The sequence below is a fragment of the Scandinavium sp. genome (assembly GCF_032012665.1).
Classification (GTDB): domain Bacteria; phylum Pseudomonadota; class Gammaproteobacteria; order Enterobacterales; family Enterobacteriaceae; genus Scandinavium.
The window spans coordinates 1-22,578 of the sequence record NZ_DALZVG010000037.1 but is presented as its reverse complement, the minus strand read 5'-3'; the positions used below and the strand labels follow the sequence as shown (position 1 = coordinate 22,578).

Annotated in this window: 17 protein-coding genes; 11 read left to right on the top strand and 6 right to left on the bottom strand. The window is 56.8% G+C overall.

What is annotated here, in order from left to right; translation table 11 throughout:
- Positions 1-128: 128 nt before the first annotated feature.
- The 5 genes from xni to queF all read right to left on the bottom strand — a co-directional run bounded on the left by xni (position 129) and on the right by queF (position 6,655).
- A complete protein-coding gene (xni, locus tag RTU33_RS20445) occupies positions 129-884 on the bottom strand; it encodes a flap endonuclease Xni (protein WP_312629832.1) in 756 nt (251 codons plus the stop codon).
- A gap of 111 nt (positions 885-995) precedes the next feature.
- A complete protein-coding gene (locus RTU33_RS20440; RefSeq protein ID WP_312629830.1) occupies positions 996-2,363 on the bottom strand; it encodes an L-serine ammonia-lyase in 1,368 nt (455 codons plus the stop codon).
- A 51-nt stretch (positions 2,364-2,414) separates the two neighbouring features.
- Positions 2,415-3,704 carry an HAAAP family serine/threonine permease gene (locus RTU33_RS20435; protein ID WP_312629829.1) on the bottom strand — a complete coding sequence of 430 codons (1,290 nt, stop codon included), beginning with the start codon at positions 3,702-3,704 and terminating at the stop codon, positions 2,415-2,417.
- 460 nt (positions 3,705-4,164) lie between these two features.
- Positions 4,165-5,529: a nucleotide 5'-monophosphate nucleosidase PpnN gene (gene ppnN / locus RTU33_RS20430; protein ID WP_312629827.1), complete on the bottom strand. Its 1,365-nt coding sequence runs from the start codon at positions 5,527-5,529 to the stop codon at positions 4,165-4,167.
- A gap of 280 nt (positions 5,530-5,809) precedes the next feature.
- The gene (gene queF / locus RTU33_RS20425) at positions 5,810-6,655 is read right to left on the bottom strand and encodes an NADPH-dependent 7-cyano-7-deazaguanine reductase QueF (protein ID WP_312629826.1); all 846 of its coding nucleotides are present in this window, start codon (positions 6,653-6,655) and stop codon (positions 5,810-5,812) included.
- A gap of 69 nt (positions 6,656-6,724) precedes the next feature.
- Here queF and syd point away from each other — a divergent pair, with 69 nt between their 5' ends.
- The 8 genes from syd (at position 6,725) to RTU33_RS20385 (ending at position 14,994) form a co-directional block, all read left to right on the top strand.
- A complete protein-coding gene (syd, locus tag RTU33_RS20420; RefSeq protein ID WP_312629824.1) occupies positions 6,725-7,270 on the top strand; it encodes a SecY-interacting protein in 546 nt (181 codons plus the stop codon).
- A gap of 645 nt (positions 7,271-7,915) precedes the next feature.
- On the top strand, positions 7,916-8,245 hold the full coding sequence (locus RTU33_RS20415) for a YqcC family protein (RefSeq protein WP_312629823.1): 330 nt from the start codon (positions 7,916-7,918) through the stop codon (positions 8,243-8,245).
- Entirely contained in the window at positions 8,245-9,027 is a 783-nt protein-coding gene (truC, locus tag RTU33_RS20410; RefSeq protein WP_312629821.1) for a tRNA pseudouridine(65) synthase TruC, read from the top strand. Before RTU33_RS20415 ends, truC begins: the two co-directional genes overlap by 1 nt.
- A 16-nt stretch (positions 9,028-9,043) precedes the next feature.
- Entirely contained in the window at positions 9,044-9,487 is a 444-nt protein-coding gene (locus RTU33_RS20405; RefSeq protein WP_312629819.1) for a flavodoxin, read from the top strand.
- Positions 9,488-9,768: 281 nt separating this feature from the next.
- Positions 9,769-11,127, top strand: coding sequence for an MFS transporter (locus RTU33_RS20400; protein WP_312629818.1), 1,359 nt, complete (start codon positions 9,769-9,771; stop codon positions 11,125-11,127).
- Entirely contained in the window at positions 11,124-12,467 is a 1,344-nt protein-coding gene (locus tag RTU33_RS20395) for an enolase C-terminal domain-like protein (RefSeq protein WP_312629817.1), read from the top strand. The genes RTU33_RS20400 and RTU33_RS20395 overlap by 4 nt, the downstream gene beginning before the upstream one ends.
- Positions 12,468-12,479: 12 nt before the next feature.
- Entirely contained in the window at positions 12,480-13,820 is a 1,341-nt protein-coding gene (gene gudD, locus RTU33_RS20390; protein WP_312629847.1) for a glucarate dehydratase, read from the top strand.
- Positions 13,821-13,854: 34 nt separating this feature from the next.
- A complete protein-coding gene (locus RTU33_RS20385; RefSeq protein ID WP_312629815.1) occupies positions 13,855-14,994 on the top strand; it encodes a glycerate kinase in 1,140 nt (379 codons plus the stop codon).
- Positions 14,995-15,036: 42 nt separating this feature from the next.
- Here RTU33_RS20385 and barA read toward each other — a convergent pair whose 3' ends face one another.
- The gene (gene barA / locus RTU33_RS20380) at positions 15,037-17,784 is read right to left on the bottom strand and encodes a two-component sensor histidine kinase BarA (protein ID WP_312629813.1); all 2,748 of its coding nucleotides are present in this window, start codon (positions 17,782-17,784) and stop codon (positions 15,037-15,039) included.
- A gap of 57 nt (positions 17,785-17,841) precedes the next feature.
- Between barA and rlmD the strand changes: the two genes are divergently transcribed.
- From rlmD to mazG, 3 genes are all read left to right on the top strand, one after another.
- Positions 17,842-19,140, top strand: a complete 1,299-nt coding sequence (gene rlmD / locus RTU33_RS20375) for a 23S rRNA (uracil(1939)-C(5))-methyltransferase RlmD (protein WP_312629811.1) — start codon at positions 17,842-17,844, stop codon at positions 19,138-19,140.
- 50 nt (positions 19,141-19,190) lie between these two features.
- Positions 19,191-21,425, top strand: a complete 2,235-nt coding sequence (gene relA / locus RTU33_RS20370; protein ID WP_312629810.1) for a GTP diphosphokinase — start codon at positions 19,191-19,193, stop codon at positions 21,423-21,425.
- A 105-nt stretch (positions 21,426-21,530) separates the two neighbouring features.
- Positions 21,531-22,322, top strand: coding sequence for a nucleoside triphosphate pyrophosphohydrolase (gene mazG, locus RTU33_RS20365; RefSeq protein ID WP_312629809.1), 792 nt, complete (start codon positions 21,531-21,533; stop codon positions 22,320-22,322).
- The last annotated feature ends 256 nt before the right edge of the window (positions 22,323-22,578 follow it).

The window sequence follows — 22,578 nt, the reverse complement described above, 5'->3', positions numbered from 1 at the left end:
GAGGGAACCGATCGAGCCGTTCTGGATTTTGATTTTCTTCCCCGCATTTCCGCATGAAGAAGGGACAACCGAATACGTTTTGGTTTTCTCTCTCGTCCCTCTGGGAAGAGGGCCGGGGTGAGGGGTAATTACTTCACCAGTCTTAGCTGCTGCAGATTCCCGTCCAGCTGTAAATCCGTCTGTAATGTCGCCACTTCCCGGCAGATAAACGCCATCTCCTGATGCTCGGCGAGCTTTTTGCGCCACTTCTCTGGCACGTCGTCCAGATGCTGATAAATCGCTTCGAGGTTGGGAAACTGCGCCAGCAGCTCGGTGGCGCTCTTGGGGCCGATGCCTGCCACGCCCGGCACTTTCGAACTGCTTATTCCGGCCAGTCCCCAATAATCCGGCAGCTGCTGCGGCGTGACGCCAAACTCCTGGGCGATGAAGGGCGCGTCCAGCCAGCGCTTCTGGAAATAGTCGCGGATGCGAATGGTTGGGGAGAGCAGCTGGCAATAGCCTTTATCCGTGGAAACAATGGTCGCCTGATGCCCGGCTTCTGCCACTTTTACCGCGAGCGTGGCCGCGAGATCGTCGGCTTCATTTCCGGCTGAACCCCAGCAGCATACGCCATTCTGTTCAAAGACATGACGGATGTTATCCATTTCGGCATGCAGATCGTCCGGCATCGGTGAGCGCCCGGCCTTATAGTCCGGCAGGCGCTGATGTCGCCAGCCCTGGTTGCGGGCTTCGTCGTCGAACACGGCCACGGCGTGCGTCGGCTGGCTGTGAATAATCAGCTGTTGCAGCGCATGCAGGCAGGTGTCGGCACAGGGCGAGCCCTGAACGGCATGAATGCGACGAATCAGATTCAGCGCATCGACAATAAGCAGATGTACGGCCATGAGTTCCCTCCCGAATAGCAAGGCGCTTAGGGTAACATCGGGAAGAAGGTGAGGCGAATGGATGAGTGAAATCAGGAAGACGCCTCGCAAAACGAGGCGTCTGTTGCAGGGTCAGTCGCAGGTAACGATTTTCATCGCCAGGCCGCCGCGAGAGGTTTCGCGGTATTTGGCGTTCATGTCTTTCCCGGTTTCATACATGGTTTCGATGACTTTATCGAGGCAAACGCGCGGCTCGCTGGTCCGGCGCAGCGCCATACGTGCAGCGTTGACGGCCTTGACGGACGCAATCGCGTTACGCTCAATGCACGGCACCTGAACCTGGCCTGCAACCGGGTCGCAGGTTAAGCCGAGGTTATGTTCCATGCCGATTTCTGCGGCGATGCAAACCTGCATCGGGCTGCCGCCCAGCAGTTCTGCCAGACCCGCCGCCGCCATGGAACAGGCCACGCCGACTTCGCCCTGACAGCCCACTTCCGCACCGGAAATGGAGGCGTTCATCTTGTAGAGCGAGCCAATGGCGCTGGCGGCCAGCATGTAGCGGGCAAGCGAGTTGGCGTTCACTTCGCGGATGAACTTGTCATAGTACGCCAGCACAGCAGGCACAATCCCGCAGGCGCCGTTGGTTGGAGCCGTCACTACGCGGCCACCGGCGGCGTTCTCTTCATTCACCGCCAGCGCAAACATGTTGATCCAGTCCACGACTGCCATCGGATCGCTGGTGGTTTTGTCCTGGCTGACCAGCATACGGCGCAGCGCAGCCGCACGACGCGGTACGCGCAGTTTGCCCGGCAGCACGCCTTCGGTGGTGATCCCGCGCTCAATGCCGGATTTCATCACATCCCACACGGCAGCAAAGTGCTGCTCCAGCTCTGCTTTGCTGTGCAGCGCCAGCTCGTTCTGCATCATCAGTCCGGAGAGCGAGAGGCCGCTTTCCTGGCAGTGGCGCTGAAGATCGGCCGCATTTTTATACGGATACGGCACTTCCACAGGGGCGCTGTTGCTCAGGCCAAAATGCGCTTCATCGACGATAAACCCACCGCCAATGGAGTAATACGTCTGGCTGTAAACGGCTTTGTCGCCGCTCAGGGCCGTGATACGCATCCCATTTTCGTGCAGGGAAAGGTTGTCGCCATGGAAGTTCATGCAGTGGTCTACCGGGAACTCAACTTCATGTTCACCGTTCGCCAGCAGCAGGCGACCGTGCGTGTTCACGTCCTGGATGAAAGCCGGGATGGCGTCGATATCGACGGTGTCCGGCAGGTTGCCTGCCAGGCCCATGATAATGGCGATATCGGTATGGTGGCCCTTGCCGGTCAGGGAAAGCGAGCCGTAAACATCCACCACCACGCGGGTAACGTCCGTGAGAATATTGCGTGCAATCAGGTCATCCGTGAATTGCTTGCCCGCTTTCATTGGCCCGACGGTGTGCGAGCTGGAAGGACCAATGCCGATTTTGAAAATATCGAATACGCTGATCATGATGCGTCCATTGCTGTAAAGAAAAACGCCGCCCGGAGGCGGCGCCAGGGATTAACCGAAGAGGGAGTAGAAAATCGCGGAGATGGCGATGAGGCCCATGATGACCACGAACACGTTGCTGATGTGGCCGCTGTACTTACGCATTGCAGGTACTTTCTGGATGGCGTACATCGGCATCAGGAACAGGATCATCGCGATAATCGGACCACCCAGGGTCTCAATCATGCCGAGGATGCTTGGGTTCAGGGTTGCCACAATCCAGGTGGTCACCAGCATGAACACCGCAGTCATCTTGTTCAGGCGGCTCACTTCAATGGTTTTACCGCGGCTACGCAGGGACTTGATCACCATGCCGTTAAAGCCTTCACGTGCGCCAAGGTAGTGGCCGAGGAAGGATTTAGTGATGGCGATAATCGCAATAATCGGTGCCATCCAGGCAATCAGCGGTGCGTTAAAGTGGTTTGCCAGGTAAGACAGGATAGAGATGTTCTGCTCTTTCGCGGACGCCAGGTCTGCCGGGGAGAGGCTCAGCACGCAACTGAACACGAAGAACATCACGGTCAGCACCATCATGATGTGAGCGAAGGCCAGAATTTTGGAGCACTTCTTCTCTGCATCCACGCCGTACTCTTCACGTTTTGCCACGGCAAAGGAGGAGATGATCGGGGAGTGGTTAAAGGAGAACACCATGACCGGAATTGCCAGCCACAGGGTCATCCACAGGCCGTTACCGGTAGAAGATGCGCTGCTCAGCGACAGCGTTTCCAGCGCGGCACCGTTCCACTGTGGGATCAGGTAGCAGGCCAGCAGCATCAGGGCAACTACAAACGGGAACACCAGAATGCTCATCGCTTTGACGATCATCTGCTCGCCGAAGCGCACGATGGTCATCATGCCGACAATCAGGATCAGGGACAGGATCGCACGCGGCGGAGGCGTCATGCTCAACTGGTGAGTCATAAAGCTTTCGACGGTGTTGGTGATTGCTACGCTGTACACCAGCAGAATGGGGTAAATTGCGAAGAAGTAGAGCAGGGTAATCAGCTTACCTGCGCCAATACCGAAGTGTTCTTCAACTACTTCAGTGATGTCTTCGCCCGGGTTTTTACCGGACAGCACGAAGCGGGTCAGGCCGCGGTGTGCGAAATAGGTCATCGGGAAAGCAAGGATTGCCATGATGATAAGCGGGATCATCCCGCCGACGCCGGCATTGATCGGCAGGAACAGTACGCCCGCACCGATCGCCGTGCCGTAAAGGCCCAGCATCCACATTGTGTCCGTTTTACGCCATCCGCTACGACTTTCAGCCGAGGCAATGGTGCTGGTCTGAATGGTTTCCATCTGTATCTCCTGGAGGAAGCAAATTGTCAGTTATTTGGTCAAATCCAATGAATAAATGACTGACGGTAAAATAAATTCGTGCCAAACGGGGTTTTATTATGATTTTCACCCGTGATTGTATGGGGCCGGAAAGATACATTTAAGTTATCAATGTATCAGTGATCGCGATCTCAAATGCGATAAAACACTTCCTGAAAGAAGGTTTTTAGACCATCAGACTGCTTTTTTCGAGTTAACGGCCGTTTATTGGCGCGGAGACTATCATTGGCAGTATGAGCAGGGAACGTTTGCCATGATGAAAACGTATGTTTTGCTGGAAAAGGTAGCGAAAATAGCGCTTTAAATCGCTTTAATATAATTTATGTGAATATTTAACGCTTTCGACAGGGGGCGTTTTTTCTGATCGACAGGAAAAGATAAGGGCGGCTTATGCGCCGCCCTGAAGTCAGGAGAGGGTTTCTCAGGAACAGATTTCGTAGCAGGGGATATAGGCGGAGCCCGGCAGCTTCATGCGGTGCTGCGCCACAAAGCTTTGCAGCAGCTTGTCCATCCGGCGCATCATCTCACTGTCGCCATGAATTTTGTACGGGCCAAATTCTTCAATGGCCCGGATCCCCACTTCCTTCACGTTACCGGCGACAATACCTGAGAAGGCACGGCGCAGGTCAGCCGCCAGCACTTCGACCGGCTGATCGGGATAAAGCTTCAGGTTCGCCATGTTCTCATGGGTCGGTTCGAAGGGCTGCTGCAGATCCGGCGCGATACGCATCGACCAGTTGAAGCTATAGGCATCGCCCGTGTCGCGGCGATTCTCTTTCACCAGCGGCATCGCTTTCTTCATCTGACGCGCCACTTCCGCAGGATCGTCCACGATAATGCGATAGTGACGGCGAGCGGCTTCCCCAAGCGTATGCACGATAAAATCGTCCAGCACGCGGAAGTAGTCCTCGCTCTCTTTCGGCCCGGTCAGGATCAGCGGCAGGACCTGGTTTTTGTTCGCCGGGTTCATCAGGATACCAAGCAGATACAGCAGCTCCTCCGCAGTGCCTACGCCGCCCGGGAAGATGATGATCCCATGGGCGATGCGCACGAACGCTTCCAGGCGCTTTTCGATATCCGGCATGATGATAAGTTCGTTCACCAGCGGATTTGGCGGCTCGGCGGCGATGATCGACGGTTCGGTCATGCCGATAAAGCGCCCTTCTTTATAACGCTGCTGCGCGTGGCCAACGGCGGCGCCTTTCATCGGCGCTTCCATCGCGCCCGGACCGCAGCCAGTGCAGATATTCAGTTCGCGTAGGCCAAGCTGGGTGCCGACGCGACGGGCATAAAGATATTCGTTTTCATTAATGGAGTGACCGCCCCAGCAAACGACCATACTCGGTGCTTCACCCACGTGCAACGCGCGGGCGTTACGCAGAATTGAGAACACGAGGTTGGTAATGTGGGCAGAACTTTCCAGATCAAGATTCGGGAAGCGGACGGTGTTATGGATCTGACCGTAGACGAACAGAATATCGCGCAGAACGGCAAACAGGTTGGCCTGCAGCGAGCGAATGATGCGACCGTCAACGAAGGCGTCTTCCGGCGGGTTAATCAGTTCCAGCTTCACACCGCGCTCGCGGCGCAGCACGTTGATGTCGAAACTTTCAAAGCGGGACAGCAGTTCCTTGCTGTTATCGGTGAGACTGCCTGAGTTGAGTACAGCCAGTGAACAGTTGCGGAACAGCTGGTACAGGTCGCTGCTGGCATTGCTTTTTAGCATGTCGACTTCCAGCTGCGACAGCATATCCATTGAGCCAAGCGGGCTAATATGTGTAATCAAGTGAGCTCCTTACGGGACGAGTATCGTCTTCCCTGATGATTACAATAGCCTTGCCTGTTTGCTTTCCACAAGAAAAAGCGCGGCAGAGGCCGCGCTTCAGTTCATGGACAAAAGAAGGAAAAAGCGTGGTTTTTCCTTCTTTGCCGTTATCAGCCGAAAATCAAAGAATTGATTTTCCTTGTTTTTTGCCGAGTGACTGATGACAAATGTTCACCTGTCAGAGGCTTGTCATCAGTCTCAAGCGCGGCAGAGGCCGCGCTTTATTTTGCAATGATTTATGTTACTGGCGCACCAGACGCCCGGTGGCGGGGACGAAGTCGGTGTTGCTGCGCCAGGGATTGATATCCAGCCCGCCGCGGCGCGTATAGCGCGCATAAACGCTGAGGAACTCCGGCTGGCAGAAACGCTGAATGTCGCTAAAAATGCGTTCTACACACTGCTCATGGAACTCATTGTGATGGCGGAAAGAGACCAGGTAACGCAGCAGCTTTTCCCGGTCGATTTTCGGCCCGCGGTACTGAATCTGCACTGAGCCCCAGTCCGGCTGATGGGTAATCAGGCAGTTGGATTTCAGCAGATGGCTGACCAGCGTCTCTTCAACGATTTTGCCGCTGGCGGCATCCTGGAGATGGTCGGCGCTGAACTCATAGCTGTCGATCTCAATGTCCTGATCGTCAATGCAGGTGCCGTGGAAATGGGCAATTGGCTGGCCTTCTGTTTCCTCCAGGCGGAACAGCGCGACGCTGACGTCACCTTGCGCACATTCGCGAAGATCGCGTTCGAGCGTGGCACGCACCTCTTCCCAACTGGCAAAACGAGTCTGGTTGAAGCTGTTGAGGTAGAGCTTAAAACTTTTCGATTCAACCAGATTAAGGCTGGTGTCGCTCAGCTCAACGTGGCCGACCGCCACCTGCGGCAGGCCTCTCTCGTTCAGCCAGGAGAGTTCGTACAGCGTCCAGATATCACCGCCGTGAAAGGGCAGGTTGTCGGCGTGCAGGCCAAGCGGATCGCGATTGAGGCTGCGCGGCACGGGCTGCAGCAGGCTGGCGTCGTAAACGTCCCGGTAATCAGTTGATTTGCCGAGCGTCAGGCCGGAGAGCGCCTGGTGGTTATCATAAGAAGACATGTTTCACCGTCATAAAGCAGGTAGACTAATAGGCTCAGTTTATCCTGGTTGACCTGGAGAGAGAAAGCAGTGGATCAGCAGACCGCAACAGCCTTACAGGCGTTTACCCAACGTTATTGTGATGCCTGGCAGCAACGTCATGGCACCTCACCGCGCAGTGAAGAGCTGTACGGAGTACCTTCCCCATGCGTGACGGGTACAGAAGAGGAGGCGGTATTCTGGCAGCCTCAGCCGTTTAGCCTGACCCCCACGCTGGAAGCGGTTGAAAGGGCGCTGGATATTGTGGTACAACACCCGCTTCAAACTTATTATACCAGTCAGTTTGCTGGTGACATGCCTGCGACGTTTGGCGAACGCCAGCTCACGCTGCTGCAGGTCTGGAGCCAGGATGATTTTCGCCGCGTGCAGGAAAATTTGATTGGGCATCTGGTTACCCAGAAGCGCCTTAAGCTTTCACCGACGCTGTTTATCGGCACGCTCGATAGCGAACTGGACGTCATTTCCGTCTGTAATCTGACGGGAGAAGTGCTTCTTGAAACGCTCGGTACCCGCAACCGCACCACGCTTTCCGCCTCCATGGCAAGCTTCCTGAGTCACCTTGATCCTCTTGTGTAATCCATTGGCCTGGCATCTCTGTGAGAGATCTCTTACAGGCCTTGTGAGAGATCGCCACCTTGTAAGACTGACATTGCCGCTGCGCTTTTGAAATTATCTCATTTAATCAAACAGTTATGCTCTCTCTTTGCGGCTTTCATATGAAATTAAGCTTACCGGATGCCCTACAAGAGCCTTGTAAGACGAGGCGGAATAAGGGATTCTATACACGTCGACAGGGAGTCGCACAACGAAACGAACATCAGGATGATGACGTTTCAGCAGGACACACCAGGACGGTGCTGCAAGGACAGGCTTGAGGATGCAAGCAAAAGGATGACGCAGGACGCGTTAAAGGACACCTCCAGGATGGAGAAAGAGAGCCGGTCAGGATGGTCGGTGGATCAGGAAGATCGGGACACGCTTACGGATAAGTGAAATCGCATCGGGGTGGTGCGAGCAGGACGCGGAAGTTTACGGATGAACTGGTCAGGAGACCGCAGGAAAAGTTGTCACGGATGAGCAGGGAGCACCAAAAGTAGCTGGATTGCTGCGAAACGAACCGGGAGCACTGTGTAAAAACAGTGCTCCCTTTTTTTATTTCCCTTTCTACCGATGGTATCCTGCGCCGCAGATTTCCATTTCGACGTCTCATTCGAGGTTTTCATGAGCCATCACGACAGCGTGCGCCTGCGCCTGCACGCGATTGAATCACTGCTGCGCGAACATCAGCACTGGCAGGACTACGCGCCGGATGCCAGCGTGTTCGAAAGCACACAGCCTTTCTGTATGGATACGCTGGAGCCGCTCGAATGGCTGCAATGGGTGCTGCTCCCCCGTATGCACCAGCTTATCGAGAGCCAGCAGCCACTGCCGCAAAGCTTCGCCGTGGCGCCCTATTATGAAATCGCCCTTGAGGCGGGCCACCCGTTCCGTGCGATCATCCTGCCGGAGCTTGAGCAGCTCGATGCGCTGTTTGCTGGTGTTGACGACTGATGCTGGAAATCCTCTACCAGGATGAGTGGCTGGTCGCAGTCAATAAACCTTCCGGCTGGCTGGTTCACCGTAGCTGGCTCGATCGCGATGAAAAAGTGGTGGTGATGCAGACCGTACGTGACCAGATTGGTCAGCACGTATTTACCGTGCATCGTCTGGACAGACCAACATCCGGCGTATTGCTGATGGGATTATCGAGCGAAGCAGGCCGCCGTCTTTCGCTGCAGTTTGAGCAGCATCAGATTCAGAAGCGCTATCATGCCATCGTGCGCGGCTGGCTGACGGAGGAGGCGGTGCTTGATTATCCGCTGGTGGAAGAACTGGATAAAATCGCCGACAAATTTGCTCGTGAAGACAAAGAAGCCCAGCCCGCGGTAACGCATTATCGCGGCCTGGCGACGGTAGAGATGCCGGTTGCTACCGGGCGCTATCCTACCACCCGCTACGGCCTGGTGGAGCTCGACCCGAAAACCGGGCGCAAGCATCAGCTGCGTCGCCACATGAGTCATCTGCGTCATCCGATCCTCGGCGACAGCAAGCACGGCGATCTGCGCCAGAACCGCAGCGCGGCGGAACATTTCGGCTGTAATCGCTTAATGCTGCACGCAAGCGAACTGCATTTGAAGCATCCTTTCACCGGTAAGCCGCTGGCGATACGTGCAAGACTTGATGACGTCTGGATGCAGGCATTGTCACATTTCGGCTGGCGCGGCCTTCTCCCTGACGTTGAAAGGGTTGAGTTTGCGCCGGACAACGGTCAGGATGACCGCATAACTGAATGATTCAGGGAGAAAAGTAATGGCGGAAGTGGGTATTTTTGTTGGCACCATGTACGGGAATGCACTGCTGGTGGCGGAAGAAGCAGAAACCCTTCTCAAGGCACACGGCCATCAGGCGACGGTCTTTGAAGATCCGGAAGTTGACGACTGGGCATCATACCAGGGGAAATATGCCCTTGTCGTGACGTCCACCACCGGGCAGGGCGATCTGCCGGACAGCATCGTGCCGCTGTATGAAGGCATCAAGGACATGTATCAGCCTCATCTGCGCTACGGCATTATTGCGCTCGGTGACAGCACCTATTCGCACTTCTGCGGCGGCGGCAAAAAATTTGATGCGCTATTGCAGGAGCAGGGCGCGCAGCGCATCGGCGAGATGCTGATGATTGACGCCAGCGAAGATCCTGAACCGGAAAGCGTTTCCAACCCGTGGGTTGAACACTGGGCTACGCTACTCAGTTGACCGTCAGTGCCCTTCAGCCGAAGGGTACCTCTTTTCCGTCCTGAACGGATTTCGTGAACCAGCCCCCATCCTCCTGGGCATAAGCCCCAAAACACCTTTTCCCACTCCATGAATGCTGTGTGTATGCACGGTGAGCCCGTGAGTGCGCGTTTTTATACTTATCTCCGCCGGTAAATAAAACGTGGCAAACCTCCGGGCGATGCCGCCATAAAAACAGACATCATTCTGATTACCCTACAGGTTGCGTTGTTCAGAATGAGGGAAGCCTCAGGAGTACAACAATGAGTTCACTAAGTCAGGCGACGGCGGCTGCTGAAAAGCGGACTAACGCGCGCTACTGGATTGTGGTGATGCTGTTTATCGTCACCTCCTTCAACTACGGCGACCGCGCCACCCTCTCCATTGCCGGGTCTGAAATGGCCAAAGATATTGGCCTGGATCCGGTCGGTATGGGATATGTTTTCTCTGCTTTTTCATGGGCCTACGTGATAGGTCAAATCCCCGGCGGCTGGCTGCTTGATCGCTTCGGGTCCAAACGAGTCTATTTCTGGTCGATCTTTACCTGGTCGATGTTCACCCTGCTGCAGGGCTTCGTCGATATCTTCAACGGTTTCGGCATTATCGTGGCGCTGTTTACGTTGCGCTTCCTGGTGGGCCTCGCTGAAGCGCCGTCCTTCCCGGGCAACAGTCGCATCGTCGCGGCGTGGTTCCCCGCGCAGGAGAGGGGCACCGCGGTAGCCATTTTTAACTCCGCCCAGTATTTCGCAACGGTGATCTTTGCGCCAATCATGGGCTGGCTGACTCACGAGGTGGGCTGGTCGCACGTGTTCTTCTTTATGGGCGGGCTTGGGATCCTGATTAGCCTCCTGTGGCTGAAGATGATCCACGAACCCAACCGGCATCCCGGCGTGAACCAGAAAGAGCTGGATTACATTGCCGAAGGCGGGGCGCTGATCAATATGGATCAGAAAAAGACCACGCAGCATGTGCCGATGCGTGACAAATGGGGGCAGATTAAGCAACTGATCGGCTCGCGCATGATGATTGGCATCTATCTGGGCCAGTACTGTATCAACGCCCTGACTTACTTTTTCATCACCTGGTTCCCGGTGTATCTGGTGCAGGCGCGCGGCATGTCGATTCTCAAAGCGGGGTTTGTCGCCTCCATTCCGGCGGTGTGCGGCTTCGTCGGCGGCGTGCTGGGCGGGATCGTTTCTGACTGGCTGATGCGCAAAAGCGGTTCGCTGAACGTGGCGCGTAAAACGCCAATTGTGCTCGGCATGCTGCTGTCGATGACCATGGTCTTCTGTAACTATGTTAACGCGGAGTGGATGATCATCGGCTTTATGGCGATGGCCTTCTTTGGCAAAGGTATTGGTGCGCTGGGCTGGGCGGTGATGGCAGATACGGCACCGAAAGAGATAAGCGGCCTTAGCGGCGGTCTGTTCAATATGTTCGGTAACGTCTCCGGCATCGTGACGCCTATCGCCATCGGTTACATCGTGGCGACCACCGGATCGTTCAACTGGGCCCTTATCTACGTCGGTATTCATGCACTGGTGGCGGTTCTGAGCTATCTGGTGCTGGTGGGCGACATCAAACGTATCGAACTTAAACCTGTCGCGGAGCGTACGGCATGAATACTCAGGCAAGCCCAATTATCACTGACATGAAGGTTATCCCCGTTGCGGCGCAGGACAGCATGCTGATGAATATCGGCGGCGCGCACCATGCTTACTTTACGCGCAATATCGTGGTGCTCACCGATAACGCCGGGCATACCGGCGTCGGGGAGGCGCCCGGCGGGGAAGTTATTTACCAGACGCTGGTGGAGGCCATTCCGCAGGTTGTCGGCCAGGAAATTGCGCGCATGAACCGGGTCGTGCAGCAGGTTCATAAAGGCAATCAGGCCGCGGATTTCGATACCTTCGGCAAAGGTGCCTGGACGTTCGAACTGAAGGTCAACGCCGTGGCGGCGCTGGAGGCCGCATTGCTGGATTTGCTCGGTCAGGCGCTGAACGTCCCCGTTTGCGAGCTGTTAGGACCGGGCAAACAGCGCGATGCGGTGACGGTGCTGGGATATCTGTTTTACATCGGCGATCGCAACAAAACGGATTTGCCGTATACCGAAGGGCGGCGTGACAGCCACGACTGGTATCACCTGCGCCATCAGGAAGCGCTCTCGTCTTCTGCCGTAGTGCGACTGGCCGAGGCGGCACAGGACAGGTATGGCTTCAAAGATTTCAAGCTTAAGGGCGGCGTGCTGCCGGGCGAGCAGGAAATTGAGACGGCGAAAGCGCTCAAAAAGCGTTTTCCTGATGCGCGTATCACAGTCGATCCGAACGGCGCATGGCTGCTTGATGAAGCCATTTCATTGTGCAAAGGCATGCAGGATGTTCTGACCTACGCTGAAGATCCCTGTGGCGCGGAGCAGGGTTTTTCCGGGCGTGAAGTGATGGCGGAATTTCGCCGGGCGACGGGCCTGCCGGTGGCAACGAACATGATCGCCACTAACTGGCGTGAAATGGGGCATGCGGTGATGCTTAATGCCGTTGATATCCCGCTGGCAGACCCGCATTTCTGGACGCTGTCAGGCGCGGTACGCGTGGCACAGCTTTGCGACGACTGGGGGCTGACCTGGGGCTGCCATTCGAATAACCACTTCGATATCTCGCTTGCCATGTTTACCCATGTCGGCGCGGCGGCGCCTGGCAAGCCGACCGCCATTGATACACACTGGATCTGGCAGGAAGGCGATGCCAGGCTGACCAAAAATCCACTGCAAATTGAGAACGGCAAAATCGTCGTGCCGGAGGCGCCAGGGCTCGGGGTCGAGCTTGACTGGTCACAGGTTGAAAAGGCGCACGATGCATACAAACGCCTGCCCGGAGGCGCGCGCAATGACGCGCTGCCGATGCAGTATTTGATCCCAGGCTGGACATTCGATCGCAAACGTCCCGTTTTCGGTCGCTCAAACTAAAAGGATTGCATGATGACGCTTCAACACTCCACGCCAATCGTGACCTCAATGCAGGTGATCCCGGTTGCCGGGCACGACAGCATGCTGATGAACCTGAGCGGGGCGCACGCGCCGTTCTTCACCCGCAATATCGTTCTGATTAAGGATAATGCCGGGCATACCGGCGTCGGCGAAATTCCCGGTGGTGAGAAAATTCGTCAGACCCTGGAAGACGCCGCGGCGCTGGTGGTGGGTAAAACCCTTGGCGAATATAAAAACGTTCTCAACCTTGTGCGCACTGCCTTTGCCGATCGCGACTCTGGCGGCCGTGGCATGCAAACCTTCGATCTGCGTACCACTATTCACGTGGTGACGGGCATTGAAGCGGCGCTGCTGGATTTACTCGGTCAGCATCTGGGCGTCAACGTCGCATCCCTGCTGGGCGACGGGCAGCAGCGCAGCGAAGTGGAGATGCTCGGTTATCTGTTCTTCGTCGGCGATCGTCAGCGTACGCCGTTGCCGTATCAGAGCCAGCCGGATGACAAATGCGACTGGTACCGCGTGCGCCACGATGAAGCGATGACGCCGGATGCGGTCGTGCGCCTGGCGGAAGCGGCCTATGAAAAATACGGCTTCAATGATTTTAAACTGAAAGGCGGCGTGCTGAGCGGCAAGGAAGAGGCCGAAGCGGTGACTGCGCTTGCCGGACGCTTCCCGCAGGCGCGCATTACGCTCGACCCGAACGGGGCCTGGTCGCTGGATGAAGCGATAAAAATCGGCAAGCAGCTGCGTAACGTGCTGGCCTATGCGGAAGATCCGTGCGGCGCGGAGCAGGGCTTCTCCGGGCGAGAAGTGATGGCGGAATTCCGCCGCGCGACCGGCCTGCCGACGGCCACCAACATGATTGCGACGGACTGGCGGCAGATGGGGCACACGCTTTCGCTCCAGTCCGTGGATATTCCGTTGGCGGATCCGCACTTCTGGACGATGCAGGGCTCGGTGCGCGTGGCGCAGATGTGTCATGAGTTTGGCCTCACCTGGGGCTCGCATTCCAATAATCATTTCGATATTTCGCTGGCGATGTTCACCCACGTGGCCGCTGCTGCTCCGGGCAAAATTACCGCCATCGACACTCACTGGATTTGGCAGGAGGGCAATCAGCAACTGACCAACTCACCGTTTGAGATCAAAGGCGGCATGGTTCAGGTGCCCTCCACGCCTGGCCTCGGCGTTGAGCTGGATATGGACCGCGTTATGCATGCTCATGAGCTGTATCGGAAACACGGGCTCGGCGCACGTGATGATGCCATGGGGATGCAGTATCTTATTCCAGGATGGACGTTCGACAACAAGCGCCCGTGCATGGTGCGCTAATGGAAAAATGCCGTAACCCCGTTAAGGACAGCCTATGAAAATCGTGATAGCCCCGGATTCATACAAAGAAAGCCTGAGCGCGCTGGAGGTGGCCTGCGCCATTGAGGCAGGCTTCAGGCAGATATTCCCCGATGCTGAGTACGTCAAAATTCCGGTGGCGGATGGCGGTGAGGGCACCGTGGAAGCGATGGTTGCCGCTACCCGGGGGCGCGTTATCACGGTGGACGTTACCGGCCCGTTGGGCGAACCGGTGCAGGCGTTCTACGGTATTTCCGGCGATGAGCACACCGCGTTTATCGAAATGGCGGCCGCCAGCGGTCTGGAAAGCGTGCCGCCCGCGAAGCGTAATCCGCTGAAAACGACGTCGTGGGGCACGGGCGAACTGATTCGCCACGCGCTGGATGCGGGAGTGAAAGAGATAATCATCGGTATCGGCGGCAGCGCCACCAACGACGGCGGAGCCGGAATGGTGCAGGCGTTAGGCGTGAAGCTGCTGACTGAAAATGAGCAGCCCATCCCGCCGGGCGGGGAAGGGCTGGAGCAGCTGGCAAAGATTGAGCTTTCCGGGCTGGATCCGCGCTTGGCAGAGTGCCACATTCACGTCGCCTGCGACGTCACCAATCCGCTGACGGGGAAAGAGGGCGCTACGGCCGTGTTTGGGCCGCAAAAAGGCGCGAATGCGGAAATGATCCCGCGGCTGGATGCGGCGCTGACGCACTATGCCACGCTTATTCAACGTGATTTAAATATTGATGTACTGCGCCTTGAAGGCGGGGGCGCGGCAGGCGGTATGGGCGCCGCGCTGTTTGCCTTTTGCGGCGCAACGCTGCGCCCGGGCATTGAGATTGTGACCGAAGCGCTCCAGCTGGCGGAAAAGGTGGCCGACGCCACGCTGGTTATTACCGGCGAAGGACGAATCGACAGCCAGACCGTTCACGGTAAGGTTCCCGTTGGCGTCGCGAAAGTGGCAAAGCGTTTTAACATCCCGGTGATTGCCATTGCCGGTAGCCTGACCGACGACGTTGAGGTTGTGCATCAGCACGGTCTGGATGCGGTATTCAGCGTGCTCTGTCAGGTGGGTACGCTTGAAGACGCGCTGGCGGGTGCGCAGGAGAACGTCAGACGCACGGCGCGCAACGTGGCGGCGGTGCTCAGGATGGGGTCAGTTTATTGAGCTGCCCCTCTCCCAAAGGGAAAGGGTAGCCGTGAATTTACATTACCCCAAAATCTCGCGGGCTTCCCGGGCGACGTTGTCCATCTCGTCCAGCAGCTCCAGCAGCTCGGGCTCCAGATCTTCCGGCGAGGCACCATTGCGCAGCTGGCCTTCAATCAGGTGGCACAGATTTTTTAGCCGCGGCACGCCGCTGTAGCCGCAGCTGCCGTGCAGCTTATGGATGGCATCGACCAGGTCCTCCGGCTTTTCGCCCACCAGCTGTTCTTCCACCTTGTTGCGGATTTCCGGCAGGAACTCCACCAGCATTTGCAGCATATCCCGCGCCAAATCCTGCTTATTGGCTGCCTGACGCAGCGCCAGCGCCCAGTCGAACGTGGTATCGATATTCACCGGCGGATGCGATTCCGGAACCTCAACGGACGGGGCGCTCATCCCTGGCTTGTAGCGCAGCAGCAGGTTATGCAGCTTGCTCTCTTCAATGGGCTTCGCCAGATAGTCATTCATCCCGGCGCTCAGAAGCTTCTCTTTCTGGCCCGCCATGGCATGTGCGGTCACCGCAATCACCGGTGTTTGCTGCTGGTGCGGCAGCTGGTGAATCAACTCACAGGCGCGAATGCCGTCCATATCCGGCATCTGAATGTCCATTAAAATCAGGTCGAACTGCATCTGCTTCGCCCGCTCAATTGCCTGCAGGCCGCTGTCGCACAGCTCGACGTTTTGCACCTGATCTTCGAGCAGGGCGCCGATAAGCTTCAGGTTGGCCGGGTTATCGTCCACCGCCATCACTGACATACCGAGGCGCGAATCGGCAGGGATCGCTTCTTCCGGCGTCTGGTTAATCCGGCAATACTCCGTCAGCGCTGGCAATAAGCGAGTGGCGGTGAGTGGCTTCAGCAGGCAGGCGGCAGCGCCCGCTTTTTTCAGCGCTTCGGCGTTTACCTGAGCATGACACGGGAGCCCCAGCACGAGGAAATCGGACATGGAATAGGCGCGTTCAAGCTTATCGGTGTGAAGGCTAAGGTCCCGCATGGACACGGGCACCCCAATCAAGAGAATGTCGTAGCGCTCTTCCGGTAAAGCGGAGAAGGTCGGGCTATAAACCACGTCCAGCGGCGTAGTCGCCAGTAAATCCAGCGTGGACTGCGCCGCGGCAGCGTTGGCTTCAACGTATGCCAGCCGTTTCCCGGCCAGGCACGCGGTGGCCAGACTATCGGAAGCCACGTTGGGATTCAGATCGAGATTGATATGGAACCAGAAGGTCGAGCCGCGGTTCGGCTGGCTGTGGAAGGAGATATCACCGCCCATCTCTTTGACCAGCTTCTGGGTGATAACAAGACCCAGCCCGGTACCGCCATGACGTCGCGAAATGCTGGCGTCCGCCTGACGGAAGGCCTGGAATAGGCGGGACTGATCGCGCTCAGGAATGCCGATGCCGGTGTCGCGAATCTGTACCTCAATCTGCGCTTTGTTGTGGCTCATCGAGCGCTTCTCTACCAGCACGTCGATATTGCCGTTTTCAGTGAATTTAATCGCGTTACCGACCAGGTTTGTAATGATCTGCTGCAGGCGCAGCGGGTCGCCAATCACGTTATCCGGCACGTCGTTTTTGATGTTCAGCGTCAGCTCAAGGTCTTTATCGTGGGCAGAGTGAGCAAGCAACGTGACAACCTCATCCAGCGAATTGCGCAGCGGGAACGGAATGCTTTCGAGCACCAGCTTGCCCGCTTCCAGCTTCGAGAAGTCCAGCACGTCGTTGATGATGGAGAGCAGATTATGCGCTGAACGTTCAATGGTATTGAGGTGATCTCGCTGGGTTGGGTTGAGATCGGTTTTCAGCGTCAGGCGCGTAAAGCCAATCACGCCATTCAGCGGCGTTCGCAGCTCATGCGACATATTGGCGAGGAATTCAGATTTAATGCGCGCCGCTTCCTGGGCACGCTTTTTGGCGAGATCCAGCTCGACGTTCTGGATTTCCATCTGCTCCAGGGTTTCGCGCAGATCGGAGGTCGCCTGGTCGACGTTGTGCTGCATCTCTTCGTGATAGGCGGCAAGCGACATCGCCATCGAGTTGATGCCGTTTTTCAGCATGTCGAGTTCGCCGAGCATGAAGCCTTCCACGCGGCTGTCGAGCTGACCACGCCGGATACGGTCGACGGTATTCACCATATTGCGTATTGGCCCGGTGACATCGCGCATCAGACGCCAGCCGAATATCAGCGCGATGCCTATACAGAACAGCATCATCACGCTGGAGATGAAAATCTCTTTGTACTGCTGCAGACGAACCGATCTCAGATCCAGCTCCAGCGCCACGTAGCCGAGCATATTGATCGGCGTTTTGGCATCCGACGACGGCGACTCATCCGGTGAATAGCTTTCGGAAATGATAGGCGTACGCAGGATCATCAGATCGCCGCTGCGGTGAACGCTTAACTTGCGGGGGAGCGGCGCGCCCTTCGGCAGCTGGAGTTCGCTCGGATCGAGATGGTAATTCGAGGTAACAAACAGCCGGTTGTGTTCGTCGTAAACCGAAATTGCCCGCACGATGTCCGAATGGCGGCGGTGCAGGACGCTAATTAGCTGCCCAATTGACTCGCGGTTTTGCAGGTTCATGCCATATTCACTGGATACCGCGAGCGGCTCAATGATGCTGGCTCCGGCATCTTCCAGCTGACGCTGCAGATCGTGGTAGCGGTGAACGACAAAGAAGATGCTGAGCAGCAAACCGATGAGCACGGTCGGAGCCAGAATCAGGATCATCATGCGCGCGCGAAGGCTGTAGTTGGTCATGGAGGTCCGTTATGGGAGAATCAGGGTTAATACATTACGTTTGAGAAAAATCTCTGAATGGCGCAATTCTACTCTGCAAAACGCCGCGTGACGACGCGCGAGATCATAACCGTAACGGTAAACGACCTGGATCCTTTCGGCCAGGGCGTGGCGCGCCACAACGGAAAAACACTGTTTATCAATGAATTATTGCCTGGTGAGCGGGCGGAAATCCGTATTACTGAGGATAAAAAACAGTATGCGCGCGGGCAGGTAAAACGTCGACTTAGCGACAGCCCGGAGCGTGAAAAGCCCCGCTGTCCGCATTTTGGCGTCTGCGGTGGCTGCCAGCAGCAGCATGCCAGCGTCGCGCTACAGCAGCGCAGCAAGCAGGCGGCACTGGCGCGACTGATGAAGCGGGACGTGGATGAAGTCCTCTCTGCCGAACCCTGGGGCTACCGCCGCCGTGCTCGTCTGAGCCTGAATTACCAGCCAAAAACCCAACGCTTACAGATGGGTTTTCGCAAGGCCGGGTCGAACGACATCGTAGATGTGACGCAGTGCCCCGTTTTGGTGCCCGCTCTTGAGGCATTATTGCCCGCCGTACGCGAATGTCTGAGCGGACTTGCTGGCGGACGCCATCTCGGCCACGTGGAGCTGGTGCAGGCCGACAACGGCCCGCTGATGGTGCTGCGCCATACCGCACAGCTAAGCGCTGCGGATAAAGCAAAACTGGAACAGTTTTCGCATTCACACCAGCTTGCGCTGTGGCTGGCACCACAAAGCGATAGCATTGAACAGGTTAGCGGAGAACAGCCCTGGTACACTTCAGACGGGCTACGCTTAACGTTCAGCCCGCGCGACTTTATTCAGGTAAATGACGGCGTGAACCAGAAAATGGTGACGACCGCGCTGGCCTGGCTGGACGTTCAGCCGGAAGATCGCGTGCTGGATCTGTTCTGCGGAATGGGCAACTTTACGCTGCCGCTGGCGAAACGCGCCGCAAGCGTGGTTGGCGTGGAAGGCGTGCCTGCCCTGGTCGAAAAAGGCCAGCAGAATGCACAGCATAACGCGTTACACAATGTGACGTTCTTTCACGAAAACCTCGAGGAAGATGTCACCCTGCAGGCCTGGGCGAAAAACGGGTTTGACAAAATTTTACTCGATCCTGCGCGGGCGGGCGCACCGGGCGTGATGCAGCATATCGTAAAATTGGCCCCCAGACGGGTGGTCTATGTCTCCTGCAACCCGGCGACGCTGGCGCGAGACAGCGAGGTGCTGCTGGCGGCGGGCTATCAAATTCAGCGTCTGGCAATGCTGGACATGTTCCCGCACACTGGGCACCTGGAGTCGATGGTGCTGTTTGAGCACAAATAATGAATCAAGGCTTGTCGAATCCGACAGGCCCGGCCCTAAAGGAGAGGACAATGGTTGCGGTACGCAGTGCACATCTTAATAAAGCTGGGGAGTTCGATCCGGTTAAATGGATAGCAAGCCTGGGCATTTCCAGCCAGCAGTCGTGTGAACGCTTAGCCGAAACATGGACCTATTGTCGCGAACAAACCCTCAATCACCCTGACGCGGAGCTGCTGCTGTGGCGCGGCGTCGAGATGGTCGAAATCCTCTCTATGCTGAACATGGATATCGATTCCCTGCGGGCTGCGTTGTTGTTCCCGCTCGTGGTCGGCGATGTGGTCAGCGAAGAGACGCTGGAAGCGAGCGCCGGCAAATCCATCGTCACGCTGATTCACGGCGTGCGCGACATGGCTGCTATTCGCCAGCTGAAAGCGACCCACAATGATTCTGTCTCTTCGGAGCAGGTCGATAACGTGCGCCGCATGCTGCTGGCGATGGTCGATGATTTCCGCTGCGTGGTCATCAAGCTTGCCGAGCGCATTGCGCATCTACGTGAAGTGAAGGACGCGCCTGAAGACGAGCGCGTGCTGGCGGCAAAAGAATGTACCAACATCTACGCGCCGCTGGCGAACCGTCTCGGTATCGGTCAGCTGAAGTGGGAGCTCGAGGATTACTGCTTCCGCTACCTGCACCCGGCGGAGTACAAGCGCATCGCCAAACTGCTGCACGAGCGCCGTATCGACCGCGAGCACTACATCGACGAGTTCGTCGGCACGCTGCGCGCCTCCATCAAAGAAGAGGGCGTGAAGGCCGAGGTCTACGGGCGACCGAAACACATCTACAGCATCTGGCGCAAAATGCAGAAGAAGCATTTGCAGTTCGATGAGCTGTTTGACGTGCGTGCGGTACGCATCGTTGCTGAGCGTTTGCAGGACTGCTATGCGGCGCTGGGTATTGTGCATACCCATTTCCGCCATCTGCCGGACGAGTTCGACGATTACGTCGCTAACCCAAAACCGAACGGCTACCAGTCGATTCACACCGTTGTGTTAGGGCCGGGTGGTAAAACGGTCGAAATTCAGATCCGTACCCGTCAGATGCACGAAGAGTCTGAGCTTGGCGTGGCGGCGCACTGGAAATACAAAGAGGGCGCGGCTTCCAGCGGCGCTCGCGGTCACGAAGATCGTATCGCGTGGCTGCGTAAGCTGATTGCCTGGCAGGAAGAGATGGCGGATTCGGGCGAAATGCTCGACGAAGTGCGCAGCCAGGTATTCGACGATCGGGTGTATGTCTTTACCCCGAAAGGCGACGTAGTGGACTTGCCTGCGGGCTCCACGCCGCTCGATTTTGCCTACCATATCCACAGCGATGTCGGTCACCGTTGTATTGGGGCGAAAATCAGCGGGCGCATCGTGCCGTTCACCTACCAGCTGCAGATGGGCGATCAGATTGAAATCATCACCCAGAAGCAGCCGAACCCAAGCCGCGACTGGCTGAATCCGAACCTTGGCTACGTTACCACCAGCCGCGGGCGCTCGAAAATTCACGCCTGGTTCCGCAAACAGGATCGCGATAAAAACATTCTCGCCGGCCGCCAGATCCTTGACGACGAGCTGGAACGCCTCGGCATCAACCTGAAGGAAGCCGAGAAGCACCTGCTGCCGCGCTACAACTTCAATGAACTGGACGAGCTGCTGGCGGCGATTGGCGGCGGCGATATTCGCCTCAATCAGATGGTGAACTTCCTGCAGGGCCAGTTCAACAAGCCGAGCGCGGCGGAGCAGGACGCGGCAGCGTTGAAGCAGCTTCAGCAGAAAACCTACAACCCGCAGCAGAATCGCAAGAAAGACGACGGGCGCGTGGTCGTGGAAGGCGTGGGCAATCTGATGCACCACATTGCGCGTTGCTGCCAGCCCATTCCGGGCGATGAAATCGTCGGATTTATCACCCAGGGGCGCGGGATCTCCGTGCATCGTGCCGACTGCGACCAGCTGGTTGAACTGCAATCCCACGCGCCGGAGCGCATTGTGGATGCCGTCTGGGGCGAAAGCTACTCTGCCGGGTATTCGCTGGTGGTCCGCGTACAGGCCAACGATCGCAGCGGCTTGTTGCGTGATATCACCACGATCCTCGCCAACGAGAAGGTTAACGTGCTGGGCGTTGCCAGCCGCAGCGATACGAAGCAGCAGTTGGCCACTATCGACATGACCATCGAAATCTACAACCTGCAGGTGCTGGGCCGCGTGCTTGGCAAGCTGAACCAGGTACCGGACGTGATTGATGCTCGCCGTCTGCACGGCGGATGAGCGCATAATTTTTCGTAGGCCGGATCAGGCGTAGCCGCCATCCGGCATTTTCCCCAGCGGCGCACTGCTTGCCGGGGCTACGTTCTTTTTCATCAGGATATAAAAATGAATCAAATCGACCGCCTGCTCGGCATCATGAAACGCCTGCGCGACCCGGAAAACGGCTGTCCGTGGGACAAAGAGCAGACTTTCGCCACCATCGCGCCATACACCCTCGAAGAAACCTACGAAGTGCTGGACGCCATCAGCCGTGAAGATTTTGACGACCTGCGTGGCGAGCTTGGCGATCTGCTGTTCCAGGTGGTGTTCTACGCGCAGATGGCGCAGGAGGAAGGGCGCTTTAACTTCGATGATATCTGCGCCGCCATCAGCGACAAGCTCGAACGTCGCCATCCGCATATCTTTGGCGATGCGACCGCGGGCAACAGCGCGGAAGTGCTGGAACGCTGGGAAGCCATTAAAAGTGCTGAACGTGCCGAAAAAGCTCAGCACTCGGCGCTCGACGATATTCCGCACAGCCTGCCTGCGCTGATGCGTTCCCATAAAATCCAGAAGCGCGTCTCTGCCGTGGGCTTCGACTGGACGTCGCTTGGCCCGGTGCTCGACAAAGTCTACGAAGAGATCGACGAAGTGATGCACGAGGCCAAACAGGCCGTCATTGACGAAGCAAAGCTCGAAGAGGAGATGGGCGACCTGCTGTTCGCAACGGTCAATCTGTCCCGCCATTTAGGCGTCAAAGCCGAGACGGCGTTACAAAAAGCCAACCTCAAATTCGAGCGTCGTTTCCGGGAAGTAGAACGGATTGTTGCCGCGCGAGGCCTGGAAATGACCGGAATTGACCTCGAAGCGATGGAAAGCGTGTGGCAGGAGGTAAAACGGCAGGAAACTGATCTCTAACACTTTTTTGCGATCAAGCGCGATTTGTGTGATTTTTAAAATGACAAGCGCTTGATTTGCGTCAAAAACATTTACCCAAAAGGGGCTATTTTCTCACTCCTTATCTTGCTTGAGCCTGGGAATGGAGGCGAAGAATGAATGTTTGTGGCGCTCGCCGTGTTCGGGTATACTACTTTCCCGTCCTGGTTATTCCATCATTCCAACCTAACTTCTCAGGTTCAGCATGACAACGAACTATATTTTTGTGACCGGCGGG

What these genes read in the sequence shown, in the direction of transcription:
- RTU33_RS20405 (WP_312629819.1), top strand. Translation starts at nt 9,044, where the DNA reads ATGGCGGAAGTGGGTATTTTTGTTGGCACCATGTACGGGAATGCACTG.
- truC (WP_312629821.1), top strand. Translation starts at nt 8,245, where the DNA reads ATGCTGGAAATCCTCTACCAGGATGAGTGGCTGGTCGCAGTCAATAAA.
- RTU33_RS20400 (WP_312629818.1), top strand. Translation starts at nt 9,769, where the DNA reads ATGAGTTCACTAAGTCAGGCGACGGCGGCTGCTGAAAAGCGGACTAAC.
- queF (WP_312629826.1), bottom strand. Translation starts at nt 6,655, where the DNA reads ATGTCTTCTTATGATAACCACCAGGCGCTCTCCGGCCTGACGCTCGGC.
- RTU33_RS20435 (WP_312629829.1), bottom strand. Translation starts at nt 3,704, where the DNA reads ATGGAAACCATTCAGACCAGCACCATTGCCTCGGCTGAAAGTCGTAGC.
- RTU33_RS20385 (WP_312629815.1), top strand. Translation starts at nt 13,855, where the DNA reads ATGAAAATCGTGATAGCCCCGGATTCATACAAAGAAAGCCTGAGCGCG.
- RTU33_RS20395 (WP_312629817.1), top strand. Translation starts at nt 11,124, where the DNA reads ATGAATACTCAGGCAAGCCCAATTATCACTGACATGAAGGTTATCCCC.
- xni (WP_312629832.1), bottom strand. Translation starts at nt 884, where the DNA reads ATGGCCGTACATCTGCTTATTGTCGATGCGCTGAATCTGATTCGTCGC.
- mazG (WP_312629809.1), top strand. Translation starts at nt 21,531, where the DNA reads ATGAATCAAATCGACCGCCTGCTCGGCATCATGAAACGCCTGCGCGAC.
- RTU33_RS20415 (WP_312629823.1), top strand. Translation starts at nt 7,916, where the DNA reads ATGAGCCATCACGACAGCGTGCGCCTGCGCCTGCACGCGATTGAATCA.
- barA (WP_312629813.1), bottom strand. Translation starts at nt 17,784, where the DNA reads ATGACCAACTACAGCCTTCGCGCGCGCATGATGATCCTGATTCTGGCT.
- gudD (WP_312629847.1), top strand. Translation starts at nt 12,480, where the DNA reads ATGACGCTTCAACACTCCACGCCAATCGTGACCTCAATGCAGGTGATC.
- RTU33_RS20440 (WP_312629830.1), bottom strand. Translation starts at nt 2,363, where the DNA reads ATGATCAGCGTATTCGATATTTTCAAAATCGGCATTGGTCCTTCCAGC.
- rlmD (WP_312629811.1), top strand. Translation starts at nt 17,842, where the DNA reads ATGGCGCAATTCTACTCTGCAAAACGCCGCGTGACGACGCGCGAGATC.
- relA (WP_312629810.1), top strand. Translation starts at nt 19,191, where the DNA reads ATGGTTGCGGTACGCAGTGCACATCTTAATAAAGCTGGGGAGTTCGAT.